This is a genomic window from Pantoea sp. UYEF8 (genome assembly GCF_040546285.1).
GTDB lineage: Bacteria > Pseudomonadota > Gammaproteobacteria > Enterobacterales > Enterobacteriaceae > Pantoea > Pantoea brenneri.
Genome location: NZ_JBEPNM010000005.1, coordinates 1 through 13489, shown reverse-complemented (window position 1 = coordinate 13489; position 13489 = coordinate 1). Strand labels below are relative to the sequence as shown.

The following is a 13489-nucleotide window of genomic DNA, read 5'->3' as shown; positions in this document are numbered from 1 at the left end:
TTTTTATGGCTCTCGCCTGGCGCTGGCATCATCAGGTAGAAAAACGGCAGGCTGAAGGCTCAGGTTAATGCGCAGCCCTAAAGGCGTCGTGTTGAGGTTAGTGCGCTGGCTCAGGACTAAAGGCGTCATGTTGAGGTTAGTGCGCTGGCTCAGGGAATAAGGCGCCGCGTTGAGGTTAACCGGCTGGCTCAGGGCGCATACGCCTTTCGCAAAGACGCAAAAGACGCCATCCCTGGCATGCTCAGCGCGGGCCATTACGCACCTCATCCCTGAGGTGCGCCCGTAAACGGGCCAACGCTTTGCGTTGTTCAAAAACGCTCCCTGCGTTTTTGTCCCTGGCCCGCGATGCTTTGCTACAGGCGTATGCGCCCATCGCGTTTAGAGGGTTAGCTGTCTGTTTGAAAAAACCGGACCTCGCTGAAAGGCTTATTGTTATTGGCAGCAATGAAGAAGCTTAAGAGCACAGGCAATACGGTCAGAAGAGGAAAGCGTCACGCGTCATGGACAAAAACGCAGGGCGCGTTTTTGAACAACGCAAAGCGTTGCCCCGGTGACGGGTGCACTCAGGGATGAGATGCGTAATCGCGCGAGCCAGGCGTGCCAGGGAAGGCGGATTTTGCGTCTTTCCGATCTGACCGTGTTGCTTGTACAGCCACGGTTTCACAGTGAAGCGGCCAGACCATAGGCACGTCTACAGGAGGTGCCCATCGATTGATAAACAAAAAACCCCGGCAAGCCGGGGTTTGTTTTGCTGAAAACGGTGGTGACGCTAATTAGCCCGCAACAGCGATGCGTTTCATGTCAGTCATATAGCCACGCAGTTTACGGCCGACCGCTTCAATCGGATGCTGGCGAACGGCTTCGTTGACGTCACGCAGCTGCGCGTTATCTACCTGCGTTCCTTCAACCGCTTTACCCAGGTCACCCGGCTGCAGCGTGGTCATGAACTCTTTCAGCAACGGCACCGCGGCGAATGAGAACAGGTAGTTGCCGTATTCAGCGGTATCGGAGATAACCACGTTCATTTCATACAGGCGCTTACGGGCGATGGTGTTCGCGATCAGCGGCAGCTCATGCAGTGATTCATAGTAGGCAGACTCTTCGATAATGCCGGCATCGACCATGGTTTCAAACGCCAGCTCAACGCCCGCTTTAACCATCGCTACCATCAATACGCCTTTGTCGTAGTACTCCTGCTCTTCGATTTTACCTTCATACTGCGAGGCCGTTTCGAAAGCGGTTTTGCCGGTCTCTTCACGCCAGGTCAGCAGGTTTTTATCGTCATTGGCCCAGTCAGCCATCATGCCGGAAGAGAACTCACCCGAAATGATATCATCCATATGTTTCTGGAACAGCGGCGCCATGATGGTTTTCAGCTGCTCTGACAGCGCATAAGCCCGCAGTTTTGCCGGATTAGAAAGGCGATCCATCATCAGCGTGATGCCGCCGAACTTCAGCGACTCGGTAATGGTTTCCCAGCCAAACTGAATCAGTTTTTCGGCGTAGGCCGGATCGGTCCCTTCCGCCACCAGCTTGTCGAAGCATAACAGTGAACCCGCCTGCAGCATGCCGCACAGGATGGTCTGCTCGCCCATCAGGTCAGATTTTACTTCTGCCACGAAGGAAGATTCCAGCACGCCAGCACGATCGCCACCGGTCGCTGCGGCCCAGGCTTTGGCAATCGCCATGCCTTCGCCTTTAGGATCGTTTTCCGGGTGAACCGCGATCAGCGTCGGCACACCAAAACCACGTTTGTATTCTTCACGCACTTCGGTGCCCGGGCACTTCGGCGCGACCATCACTACGGTGATATCTTTACGGATGGTTTCACCCACTTCCACGATGTTGAAACCGTGAGAGTAACCCAGCGCGGCGCCATCTTTCATCAGGGGCTGAACCGCCTGAACCACCGCAGAGTGCTGCTTGTCCGGCGTCAGGTTTACGACCAGGTCCGCCTGCGGGATCAGCTCTTCGTACGTACCCACTTTGAAACCGTTATCGGTCGCTTTGCGCCATGAAGGGCGTTTCTCCGCAATCGCTTCAGCACGCAGTGCATAGGCGACGTCCAGACCGGAATCACGCATGTTGAGACCCTGATTCAGGCCCTGCGCACCACAGCCAACGATAACGACTTTTTTGCCTTTCAGGAAACTGGCGCCATCGGCGAATTCTTCGCGTGCCATGAAACGACATTTACCTAATTGCGCTAACTGGTTGCGCAAGTTCAATGTGTTGAAATAGTTAGCCATGGGTACTCCAGTGAGGTTGTGTTTGCTTTTTTTTGTTCAGGGACGGCGTGTAGTGCAGCGCCGCGAATGACCCCATCATATGACAGGAATTCTGTTGCTTAAATTGATATATTAACAACGTCACATTGCAATAAATGCAACATCACGTTAAGGCGACGCGCATATGGATTTACGAGATCTGAAACTGTTTCTTCATCTGGCCGAAAGCTGTCACTTCGGCCGCACGGCGCGTGCGATGCACGTCAGTCCCTCCACGCTCTCGCGCCAGATTCAGCGGCTGGAGGAGGATGTCGGACATGCGCTGTTTCTGCGTGATAACCGCACCGTCACGCTGACAGAAGCGGGCGAACGCCTGCGCCAGTTTGCTCAGCAGACGCTGCTGCAATATCAGCAGCTGCGCCACGTGATGGATCTCAACGGCCCGTCGCTCAGCGGCGAGCTGCGCCTGTTCTGCTCGGTGACCGCAGCCTACAGCCACCTGCCGCCGATCCTCGACCGTTTTCGTGCCGAGCACCCGCAGGTAGAAATCAAACTTAACACCGGTGATGCCGCCGATGCGGTAGAGAAAGTGCACACCGGCGAAGCCGATCTGGCGATTGCCGGACGGCCTGAAACCTTACCGGCCAGCATCGATTTTATGCCGCTCGGGCTGATTCCGCTGGTGCTGATCGCGCCAGCGTTACCCTGCGCGGTGCGGACTCAGGCCACTCAGGCGCTGCCGGAATGGTCGCAAATCCCGTTTATCCTGCCGGAGCAGGGGCCGGCGCGCCGGCGTATCGATTTGTGGTTCCGCCGTCATCGCATTGCGAATCCGTTAATTTACGCCACGGTATCCGGCCATGAGGCGATTGTTTCCATGGTGGCGCTGGGATGCGGTATCGCCCTGTTGCCGGACGTGGTGCTGGAGAATAGTCCGGAACCGGTGCGTAACCGCGTCATGATGCTGGAGAATGTTGAATCGGTGGCACCGTTTGAACTCGGTGTCTGCGTGCAGAAAAAGCGGCTCGGCGAGCCGCTGATCAGTGCTTTCTGGAGCCAGTTGTAATCAGCTGCCCGCCAGGAAGAAGCGGAATGCCGGGTTCTGCGTTTCGTCGTGAAAGTCGTAACCCAGGTCGGTAAGATGCTCCTCAAAGCGTGGCTCATCGGTACCCAGTTCAAACGCCGTCAGTACGCGACCGTAGTCAGTACCGTGGCTGCGGTAGTGGAACAGCGAAATATTCCAGTGGGTACCGAGCGTTTGCAGAAATTTCAGCAAGGCGCCTGGCGCTTCCGGGAATTCAAAGCTGAACAGTCGTTCACGCAGCGGCTTGGAAGGCCGTCCGCCGACCATATAACGCACGTGCAGCTTGGCCATCTCATCATCCGAAAGATCAACCACCTGATAACCGCTGTCGGTGAGCTGGCTGATGATTTCGCTGCGCTCTTCCAGACCGCGGGTCAGCCGCACGCCAACAAAAATGCAGGCTTTGTCGGCATCGGCATAGCGGTAGTTGAACTCGGTAATAGACCGTCCGCCCAGCGTCTGACAGAACCGCAGGAAGCTGCCCTGCTGTTCCGGAATGGTCACCGCCAGCAGCGCTTCGCGCTGTTCGCCCAGCTCGCAGCGCTCAGAAACGTAACGCAGACCGTGGAAATTGACGTTAGCGCCCGATAAGACGTGCGCCAGCCGTTCGCCTTTGATGTCGTGCTGCTGGATATACTTCTTCATGCCCGCCAGCGCCAGCGCGCCAGAAGGTTCCGCTACGGCCCGCACATCTTCGAACAGATCTTTCATCGCAGCGCAGATCGCATCACTGTCGACGGTAATGATGTCGTCGATATAGGCCTGACACAGCCGGAAGGTTTCGCTGCCAATCCGTTTGACCGCGACGCCTTCAGCGAACAGCCCGACGCGCGGCAGATCGACCGGATGGCCGGCCTCCAGCGCCGCTTTCAGGCAGGCGGAATCTTCAGACTCAACCGCAATCACTTTGATTTGCGGCATCAGCTGCTTAATTAATACCGCCACACCAGCCGCCAGTCCGCCGCCACCAACCGGGACAAACACCCGATCCAGATGTGCATCCTGTTGCAACAGCTCCATCGCCAGCGTGCCTTGCCCGGCAATCACGGCCGGGTGGTCAAACGGCGGCACAAAGGTGTAGCCGCGCTGCTCTGACAGCTCAATCGCTTTGGCTTTCGCTTCGTCAAAATTGGCGCCAAACAAATAAGCCTCACCGCCAAATGCGCGCACCGCATCAACCTTGATATCTGCTGTCGCCAGCGGCATCACAATCAGCGATTTAATGCCCAGCTTGCTGGCGGAGAGCGCCACACCCTGCGCATGGTTGCCGGCTGATGCCGTCACCACGCCGCGCGCTTTTTGCTCTTCGTTCAGTCCGGCGATCATCGCGTAAGCCCCGCGCAGTTTGAAACTGTGCACCGGCTGACGATCTTCACGCTTCACCAGAATGGTGTTGCCCAGACGCGATGAAATTTTTTCCATAACCTGCAGCGGCGTTACCTGTGCCACTTCATACACCGGCGAACGCAGCACGGCGCGCAAATACTCGGCGCCGCAGGGCGCCTCGGGTAGCGGTTGAGACTCGGCCATTTTAGCCTCCCAGCTTGCTCTTATCGCGGACGGCACCTTTGTCAGCACTGGTCGCGAGTAATGCGTAGGCACGCAGCGCAAAGGAGACTTCACGCTGACGATTGATCGGCGTATACGCCGCATCACCGCGCGCTTCCTGCTCTTCACGGCGGGCATGCAGTTCGTTATCCGGCACGGCCAGTTTGATGCCGCGGTTAGGAATATCGATTTCGATGGTGTCGCCATCTTTGACCAGTGCAATGGTGCCGCCGTTGGCTGCTTCAGGCGAGGCGTGACCGATGGAGAGACCAGAGGTACCGCCAGAGAAACGGCCATCGGTGATCAGCGCGCAGCTCTTGCCCAGACCCATCGATTTCAGATAAGTGGTCGGATAGAGCATCTCCTGCATGCCAGGGCCGCCTTTAGGCCCTTCGTAGCGGATCACCACCACGTCGCCCGCCACCACTTTACCGCCCAGAATCGCTTCAACCGCATCATCCTGGCTTTCATAGACTTTGGCCGGACCGCTGAAGGTGAGGATCTCTTTATCTACGCCGGCAGTTTTAACGATGCAGCCATCTTCCGCGATGTTGCCGTACAGCACGGCCAGGCCGCCATCCTGTGAATAAGCGTGCTCGCGGGTGCGAATACAGCCTTCTGCGCGATCGTCATCCAGCGTATCCCAGCGGCAATTCTGCGAGAACGCCTGGGTGGTACGAATACCCGCCGGACCCGCGCGGAACATATCTTTTACCGCCTGATCTTTGGTTAGCATGATGTCGTACTGATCCAGCGTTTCACGCATGGTCTGCTGCAGGATATTACGGGCGCTGCTGTCGAACAGGCCGGCACGATCCAGCTCGCCGAGAATGGCGAAGACGCCACCCGCGCGATGCACATCTTCCATGTGATATTTCGGCGTACTTGGTGCCACTTTACACAGCTGAGGCACTTTGCGTGACAGGCGATCGATGTCGGAGATATTAAAGTCGATTTCGCCTTCCTGTGCGGCTGCCAGCAGGTGGAGCACGGTGTTGGTGGACCCGCCCATGGCGATATCCAGCATCATGGCGTTCTCAAAAGCGGCCTTGTTGGCGATGTTACGCGGCAGCATGTTGACGTCATCCTGCTCGTAGTAGCGTTTGGTCAGGCTGACGATGCGTTTACCGGCGTTGATAAACAGCTCTTTACGATCGGCGTGGGTCGCCAGCAGGGAGCCGTTGCCAGGCTGTGACAGGCCAAGCGCTTCGGTCAGACAGTTCATCGAGTTGGCGGTGAACATACCGGAGCAGGAGCCGCAGGTTGGGCAGGCTGAACGCTCAATCTGCTCGCTGTCGGCGTCGCTGACGTTCGGGTTGGCACCCTGAATCATTGCGTCAACCAGATCCAGCTTGATGATCTGATCGGAAAGCTTGGTTTTACCCGCTTCCATCGGTCCGCCGGATACAAAGATCACCGGAATATTCAGGCGCAGCGACGCCATCAGCATTCCCGGAGTGATTTTGTCGCAGTTAGAGATGCAGACCATGGCGTCGGCGCAGTGCGCGTTGACCATGTACTCGACGGAGTCAGCAATCAGCTCACGCGAAGGCAGTGAATACAGCATGCCGCCATGACCCATGGCAATACCGTCGTCCACCGCGATGGTGTTGAACTCTTTGGCCACACCGCCTGACGCTTCGATCTGCTCGGCGACCAGTTTGCCGAGATCGCGCAAATGAACGTGGCCAGGTACAAATTGGGTGAATGAGTTAACCACTGCGATAATCGGTTTACCGAAATCGTCGTCGGTCATTCCTGTCGCGCGCCATAAGGCACGGGCACCCGCCATGTTACGGCCGTGGGTGGTAGTGGCGGAACGGTACTTAGGCATGCTCTATTTACTCCAGTAAGAATAGGCTCGCGGGCGTCAGATAACGCCCGCGCTGAATCTGATTACGGGTTTACCGGATCTAACCAGCCCCATTTGTCTTCGGTTTCGCCAGTGAACAGACCAAAGAAGGCCTGCTGGATACGGGCAGTAATCGGGCCGCGCTTGCCTTCGCCAACCTGGATACGGTCAACGCTACGTACCGGCGTGATTTCTGCTGCGGTACCGGACATGAAGATTTCATCCGCCAGATAGAGCGATTCGCGTGACAGCGTCTGCTCGCGCACTTCGATACCCATGTCGATCGCCAGTTTGATGATGGCGTCGCGGGTGATGCCTGGCAGCGCTGAAGAAGTGAATGGCGGAGTGAACAGAATGCCATCTTTGACTTCGAACAGGTTTTCACCGGCGCCTTCCGAGATGTAGCCGTTGGTGTCCAGTGCGATGCCTTCCTGATAGCCGTGGCGACGGGCTTCGCTGCCCACCAGCAATGAGGAGAGGTAGTTACCACCCGCTTTAGCCGCTGTTGGCAGGGTATTCGGGGCTACGCGGTTCCATGAAGACACCATCGCATCGATACCATTTTCCAGCGCTTCGGCACCGAGGTAAGCACCCCATGGGAAGGCGGCAATGATTACATCGGTGCTGAAACCGTCTGGCGGGTTCACGCCCAGGCCCACGTCACCGACGAACGCCAGCGGACGGATATAGGCACTTTTCAGTTTATTGACGCGAATGACTTCGCGGCACGCTTCCATCAGCTCATCAACGCTGCTTTTAATCGGGAAACGATAGATTTTGGCGGAGTCGTGCAGACGTTGCATGTGTTCGCGATGACGGAACACAACCGGTCCTTTGTGAGAGTCGTAGCAGCGCACGCCTTCAAATACCGACGTACCATAGTGCAACGCGTGGGACATGACGCTAACCTTCGCCTCTTCCCACTTAACCATCTCGCCATTGAACCAAATAAAGTCTGCTTTCTTCGTGCTCATTTTTATTCCCTCTCGCGGCTAGGCGCGGATTTGTTGTGTTGTCTGTTGTTGAATCTGAACGCAGGCGACATCGATCAGTTTGCTTAACTGCGAAGACAGTAAATCGACGGAGCGCTGGCTGGCAACGGTCATTTCGATATTAATGTTTTCAGCGTTGGCCACTGAAGCCATGTTCATTGAGCAAACCTGAAAACCGCGGTGACGCACCACGCGTAAGATGCGCTCCAATATTTCAGGGCGAAAGCGGGCTTCGATAGACAATTGGTGCTGGTTCATACGGTTTTCTCCATCATGTTTGCATTGCTGGCACCCGGCGGTACCAGTGGCCAGACGTTTTCATGCTCATCAATTGCAACATGCAGGAAGTAAGGACCTTCGCTGTTCAGCAGAGCATCAAGTGCGGCGTCGACCTGTTCTTTACGGGTGATGCGCTGGCCGGGGATATTGAAGGCGCTGGCCAGCGTCAGGAAATCGGGGTTATCGGACAGATTGGTTTCGCTGTAGCGACCATCGAAAAACAGCTGCTGCCACTGGCGGACCATACCGAGACGCTGATTATCCAGCAGTACGATTTTGACCGGCAGCTTGCCGCGTTTGATGGTGCCCAGTTCCTGAATATTCATCATGATTGAGCCATCGCCAGAGACACAGATGACGGTGTCCTGCGGTCGGGCGACCTGCGCACCAATCGCGGCCGGTAAGCCGAATCCCATGGTGCCTAAGCCGCTGGAGGTGATGAAATTCTCTGGCGCGCTAAACGCCATATGCTGCGCTGCCCACATCTGGTGCTGACCGACGTCGGTCGTCACCACCGCGCTGGCAGGCTTGCGATCGGAGAGCTGCTTCAGCAACAGTGGCGCATAGATGGCGTCACCTGGATGATCATAGCGCCAGCTGTGGCTGGCTTTGAGCGCTTTCACTTCGTTGCGCCAGGCGTCGATATGCAACGGCTGGCTCAGCGCTGGCAGCAAATGATTAAGGTCGCCCTGCAGTGAGACGTGGGCGCGGCGTAATTTGTTCAGCTCGGCCGGATCGATATCGAGGTGAATGACGCTGGCGTGAGGAGCGAAGGTATCCAGCTTGCCGGTCACCCGGTCGTCAAAGCGCGCACCGACCGCGATCAGTAAGTCGCAGCTCTGCACCGCCAGGTTGGCCGCTTTGGTACCGTGCATACCCAGCATGCCGAGATAGAGTTCGCTGTCTGCATCGACGCTGCCCAGCCCTTTCAGGGTTGCTACGGCAGGGATGCCGGTTTCTTCAGCCAGCGCACGCAGCGCCGGCACCGCCTGCGCCATCCCGACGCCGCCACCGATATAGAACATCGGTTTTTTTGCCTGCGCCATCAGCGCGCGGGCTTCGACAATCGCCTGATGTGGCAGATCCATCCCCTCTTCTACCGGCACCAGATGCGGCCCAGGCTCCCCCTGCGCAATCTGAATATCCTTAGGAATATCAACCAGTACCGGACCGGGACGTCCCGACTGTGCCAGGGCGAATGCTTCAGCCATGATTGCGGGCAACTCATCTAACGACTCGACCAGGAAACTGTGTTTGGTGCAGGCCAGGGATAAGCCCAGCACGTCGATTTCCTGAAAGGCATCAGTACCAATGAAGGCGGAAGAGACCTGGCCGGTTACCGCCACAACCGGTACCGAGTCCATCATCGCATCGGCCAGACCGGTGATCAGGTTGGTTGCGCCAGGTCCGGAGGTCGCAATGCAGACACCGGTTTTACCGGTCGAACGCGCATAACCAATCGCAGCCATCACAGCGCCTTGCTCATGACGACACAGTAGGTGTTCCACGCCGCCATCGTAGAGCGCGTCGTATACCGGCATGATGGCGCCGCCAGGGTAACCGAATACGGTATCGACACCCTGCGCGCGTAAAGCCTGAACTACCCACTGTGCACCTGTCATCGCTATTCTCCTGTGTCCTGACCGGAACAACAGAATTTTATGCTACTGTTCATTGTTTGTTCCTTGTGGATTTACTGATATTTTGCCTGGTCGAAAAAAAACCCCCGGACCTTTCGGTGCGGGGGTTTTTTCGGATTCGAGGCTTGATTTTTAAGCCTTTCTTTCTCCAAGCGTAGCCCCGCACGGTAGGTTAATAATCACCACCACGCTAATCACAACTAGGCTAATCACTTGTAGAAGGGCTTTCATGTGTTATTCAATTCTTTTACGTGTTCGAAGTAATGCCTACAGAGTTAACATAGTCAGGGGCATCAGCACAACATTTTTCGTCTGCTTTTTTCCGCCACCGGGCGTAAGCATTGCCCTATCGGTTTGTAATAAAACAAATAATTTCCGGATGATAAATATTCATCACTTTAGTGACGTAATAATATTTTGCTGAATTTGCGCGCAGTCCCGTGGCGTTTTGTCACGGTATGCAACGATTACCGTTCTGCTGTGCTTCACCCCGCATAAGGCTCATCACGCTTTCGCTTTTTTTTTTGGCTGACCGCAGACTGGCAGCCTTAAGGAGCGAGTATGTCATTATCAAAAGTTCTGACCCGGGCTGCACTGGGGGTCAACGCCCCCCTGGTAACTATCGAAGCGCATATCAGCAATGGTCTGCCCGCGCTGACGCTGGTCGGTCTGCCAGAGACCACGGTAAAAGAGGCACGTGAGCGGGTACGTAGTGCCATCATCAATAGCGGATTCGTCTTTCCAGCTAAAAGGGTCACCATCAACCTGGCACCGGCGGATTTACCCAAAGAAGGCGGACGGTATGACCTGCCCATGGCGATTGCCATTCTGGTTGCCTCTGAACAGCTCCCTGCGGACAAGCTGACCCGCTATGAGTTTCTGGGTGAGCTTGCCCTTGATGGCGCGCTCTGCAGTGTACAGGGCGCGATTCCCGCGGCGATGGTAGCGATGCAGGCCGGGCGACAACTGGTGCTCTCACGCGAAAACCAGGCCGATGCCGGACTGATTCGTCAGGGCGCATCACTGATTGCCTCGCACCTCAGTGAGGTATGCGCCTTTTTGCATAATCAGCTCGTGTTACCGGTCGCCGCCTATCCTGACGACCAGCCAGAAGCGCCTGGAGACGATCTGGCTGACATTATTGGTCAGCAGCAGGGTCGCAGAGCGTTAGAAATTACCGCCGCGGGTGGGCATAACCTGTTGCTGATTGGCCCGCCCGGCACTGGCAAAACCATGCTGGCGACCCGACTGCCAGGTATCATGCCGCCCTTAAGCGATCAGGAAGCACTGGAATGCGCGGCGATTGCCAGCCTGGTCAACAGCCACCTTTCACATCGACAGTGGCGCACAAGGCCGTTCAGGTCGCCTCATCACAGTGCCTCACTCTATGCCCTGATTGGTGGCGGCTCGTTACCCCGGCCTGGTGAGATCTCTCTGGCACATAATGGTGTGCTGTTTTTAGATGAATTACCGGAATTTGATCGTAAGGTGCTCGACTCGCTGCGCGAACCGATAGAATCGGGGCTGATTGCCATTTCCCGTGCCCGGGCAAAAGTGACCTACCCGGCGCGGTTTCAGCTGATTGCCGCGATGAATCCCAGTCCCACCGGACATTATCAGGGACAACACAATCGCTGCTCGCCTCAGCAGGTGCTGCGTTATCTCAGTAAGTTGTCCGGGCCTTTTCTGGATCGCTTTGATCTGTCACTGGAGGTGCCGCTGCTGCCCAGTGGGATGCTGAGTAAACAGCGCCGGACGGCTGAAGGATCAGCGACGGTGCGTCAACGGGTCGTCGCCGCACGCGCGATCCAGCTGGCGCGGTCAGGCAAGATTAATGCTCATTTGAACAATGCAGAAATTCTGCGCTGGTGCCAGATTGGCAAAGAAGATGCTGAATGGCTGGAGTCGGTGCTGGAGAAGCTGGGTTTGTCGGTACGGGCATGGCAGCGAATTTTGAAAGTGTCCCGTACGCTGGCCGATCTGGCAGGAGAAGCAGCGATAAACCGTACGCATTTGCAGGAGGCGGTGAGCTATCGCAGCATTGACCGGTTAATGATCCATCTGCATAACAGCCTGCAATAAAAAAGGGGCATAAGCCCCTTTTTTATTAGTCGTCGCTGTCGCTGAAGTCTTCGACAGTATCCATCTGCGGTTTCCCGCCAGACAGAGTGTGAAAACGCTTCGGACGCTTAATGCGTGTGATGTATTTGGTCCATACACGCTCAGCTTCTGTTTGCGGCTCACGCAGACCACGACACACTTCGATAAATAACCGTTCTTCTTCTGTTGCAGGTTCACGCTTTGATAAATCAAGCTCATTAAAGGCGAAACCGTGGCGTTCAAGAAGCTGGGCTTCTTTAATCGTAAAATCACCGTGACGTGAAAATCCACGCGGGTAATGTTTGTTATCAAAGAAACGATTTTCGGTTAAGAAGCTTTCCGCCATGTTACACGCTCCTGATTCTATTAAGCCTTACTATTTATGGCGCGGAGTATTAGATAGGCTTGACAGAGTGTAAAACAAAACATTTAAATCTATACGACAAACAATTTTTGGGAGAACGCTGTGGATACGGAATTACTGAAGACTTTCCTGGAAGTGAGCCGCACACGCCATTTCGGGCGTGCTGCGGAAGCACTTTACCTCACGCAATCTGCTGTCAGTTTTCGCATCCGTCAGCTGGAAAATCAGCTTGGTGTTAACCTTTTCACCAGACATCGCAACAACATACGGCTGACGGCAGCGGGTGAACGGCTGTTGCCTTACGCTGAGAGTCTGATGAGTACCTGGCTGATGGCTAAGAAGGAGGTCTCCCACACTCAGCAGCATCATGAGCTGTCGATTGGGGCCAGTGCTTCGCTCTGGGAGGCTTATCTCACTCCGTGGCTGCAGACGCTGTATGAGAACCGGGAAAGCCTGCATTTAGAAGCCCGTGTAGCACAGCGTCATTTGCTGGTTAAGCAGTTGCATGAGCGTCAGCTGGATCTGCTGATCACCACCGAAGCTCCTAAAATGGATGAACTGACCAGCCAGCAAATTGGCCATATCTCACTGGCGCTGTTTTGCGCTCGCCAGAGTGAGAAACGTGAGAAGTATGATTATATTAAGCTGGAGTGGGGGGCGGATTTTCATCAGCATGAGAGCTATCTCTCAGGCGGAGATGACGTGCCGGTTCTGACCACGACATCGGCGCATGTAACACGAGAGCTGTTACACACCACCGGAGCGTGTGCCTTTCTGCCTGACTTCTGGCACAGCCTTTACAGTGAACTGATGGTCATTCCCGATACGCCAGTGGCGGTACGCCCTCTTTATGCCGTCTGGTTGCAGAACAGCGATCAGCAAGCGCATATACGTCAGCTGCTGAAGTTTCCGGTTCTGGTGAGGCAAAACAGCTGAATTAACAGCAGGAAGGGTGATAAATACGCGTCAAAAGCCAGTGCGTTTTAGCTGGTTTTTTGTTTTTGGCTTTTTACAGGCAAAAAAAATCCTTTGCCGAAGCAAAGGATCGTTTTCTGGCAGGGGCGGAGGGACTCGAACCCCCAACACCCGGTTTTGGAGACCGGTGCTCTACCAATTGAACTACGCCCCTAAATAGGGTGGCGGAACGGACGGGGCTCGAACCCGCGACCCCCTGCGTGACAGGCAGGTATTCTAACCAACTGAACTACCGCTCCACCGATTCTGTACTGCGGTCCGCTGTTGCGGACCTCAGGTGTTTCGCCCGCCCCGCGTCACCGGAGTGGTCACGACCAGCGTGCTGGTCTTAATTTGATGCCTGGCAGTTCCCTACTCTCGCATGGGGAGACCCCACACTACCATCGGCGCTACGGCGTTTCACTTCTGAGTTCGGCATGGGGTCAGG

12 protein-coding genes, 2 tRNA genes and 1 rRNA gene are annotated in these 13489 nt (G+C 55.8%); 3 read left to right on the top strand and 12 right to left on the bottom strand.

Annotation, left to right across the window (positions count from 1 at the left end):
• Positions 1-3: 3 nt before the first annotated feature.
• Together ABIB18_RS11505 and ilvC are read right to left on the bottom strand one after the other, a co-directional pair.
• Positions 4-255 (bottom strand): hypothetical protein, encoded by a 252-nt coding sequence (locus ABIB18_RS11505; RefSeq protein WP_354474174.1) that lies wholly within the window; start codon positions 253-255, stop codon positions 4-6.
• Positions 256-773: 518 nt separating this feature from the next.
• On the bottom strand, positions 774-2249 hold the full coding sequence (ilvC, locus tag ABIB18_RS11500; RefSeq protein ID WP_031377332.1) for a ketol-acid reductoisomerase: 1476 nt from the start codon (positions 2247-2249) through the stop codon (positions 774-776).
• A 163-nt stretch (positions 2250-2412) separates the two neighbouring features.
• Between ilvC and ilvY the strand changes: the two genes are divergently transcribed.
• On the top strand, positions 2413-3294 hold the full coding sequence (gene ilvY, locus ABIB18_RS11495; RefSeq protein WP_031377331.1) for an HTH-type transcriptional activator IlvY: 882 nt from the start codon (positions 2413-2415) through the stop codon (positions 3292-3294).
• On the opposite strand, the gene ilvA is transcribed toward ilvY, so the two are convergent.
• The 6 genes from ilvA to ilvL all read right to left on the bottom strand — a co-directional run bounded on the left by ilvA (position 3295) and on the right by ilvL (position 9854).
• Positions 3295-4842, bottom strand: coding sequence for a threonine ammonia-lyase, biosynthetic (gene ilvA / locus ABIB18_RS11490; RefSeq protein ID WP_354474173.1), 1548 nt, complete (start codon positions 4840-4842; stop codon positions 3295-3297). It abuts the gene before it with no gap.
• Position 4843: 1 nt separating this feature from the next.
• The gene (gene ilvD, locus ABIB18_RS11485) at positions 4844-6694 is read right to left on the bottom strand and encodes a dihydroxy-acid dehydratase (RefSeq protein ID WP_031377329.1); all 1851 of its coding nucleotides are present in this window, start codon (positions 6692-6694) and stop codon (positions 4844-4846) included.
• A gap of 62 nt (positions 6695-6756) precedes the next feature.
• Positions 6757-7686 carry a branched-chain amino acid transaminase gene (locus tag ABIB18_RS11480; protein WP_031377328.1) on the bottom strand — a complete coding sequence of 310 codons (930 nt, stop codon included), beginning with the start codon at positions 7684-7686 and terminating at the stop codon, positions 6757-6759.
• An 18-nt stretch (positions 7687-7704) separates the two neighbouring features.
• A complete protein-coding gene (ilvM, locus tag ABIB18_RS11475) occupies positions 7705-7962 on the bottom strand; it encodes an acetolactate synthase 2 small subunit (RefSeq protein WP_008926359.1) in 258 nt (85 codons plus the stop codon).
• Positions 7959-9605, bottom strand: coding sequence for an acetolactate synthase 2 catalytic subunit (gene ilvG / locus ABIB18_RS11470; protein WP_031377327.1), 1647 nt, complete (start codon positions 9603-9605; stop codon positions 7959-7961). The genes ilvM and ilvG overlap by 4 nt, the downstream gene beginning before the upstream one ends.
• Positions 9606-9755: 150 nt before the next feature.
• Positions 9756-9854 carry an ilv operon leader peptide gene (ilvL, locus tag ABIB18_RS11465; protein WP_082097622.1) on the bottom strand — a complete coding sequence of 33 codons (99 nt, stop codon included), beginning with the start codon at positions 9852-9854 and terminating at the stop codon, positions 9756-9758.
• A gap of 330 nt (positions 9855-10184) precedes the next feature.
• On the opposite strand from ilvL, the gene ABIB18_RS11460 reads away from it, so the two are divergent.
• Entirely contained in the window at positions 10185-11705 is a 1521-nt protein-coding gene (locus ABIB18_RS11460; RefSeq protein WP_031377326.1) for a YifB family Mg chelatase-like AAA ATPase, read from the top strand.
• A gap of 25 nt (positions 11706-11730) precedes the next feature.
• Here ABIB18_RS11460 and ABIB18_RS11455 read toward each other — a convergent pair whose 3' ends face one another.
• Positions 11731-12069, bottom strand: coding sequence for a MaoP family protein (locus ABIB18_RS11455; protein ID WP_031377325.1), 339 nt, complete (start codon positions 12067-12069; stop codon positions 11731-11733).
• A gap of 120 nt (positions 12070-12189) precedes the next feature.
• Here ABIB18_RS11455 and hdfR point away from each other — a divergent pair, with 120 nt between their 5' ends.
• The gene (gene hdfR, locus ABIB18_RS11450) at positions 12190-13023 is read left to right on the top strand and encodes an HTH-type transcriptional regulator HdfR (RefSeq protein ID WP_031377324.1); all 834 of its coding nucleotides are present in this window, start codon (positions 12190-12192) and stop codon (positions 13021-13023) included.
• A gap of 117 nt (positions 13024-13140) precedes the next feature.
• Here hdfR and ABIB18_RS11445 read toward each other — a convergent pair.
• From ABIB18_RS11445 to rrf, 3 genes are all read right to left on the bottom strand, one after another.
• Positions 13141-13216: transfer RNA gene (locus tag ABIB18_RS11445), tRNA-Trp, on the bottom strand.
• Between the two features lie 8 nt (positions 13217-13224).
• Positions 13225-13301: transfer RNA gene (locus ABIB18_RS11440), tRNA-Asp, on the bottom strand.
• A 99-nt stretch (positions 13302-13400) separates the two neighbouring features.
• Positions 13401-13489 (bottom strand): 5S ribosomal RNA (gene rrf / locus ABIB18_RS11435); the annotation flags it as partial.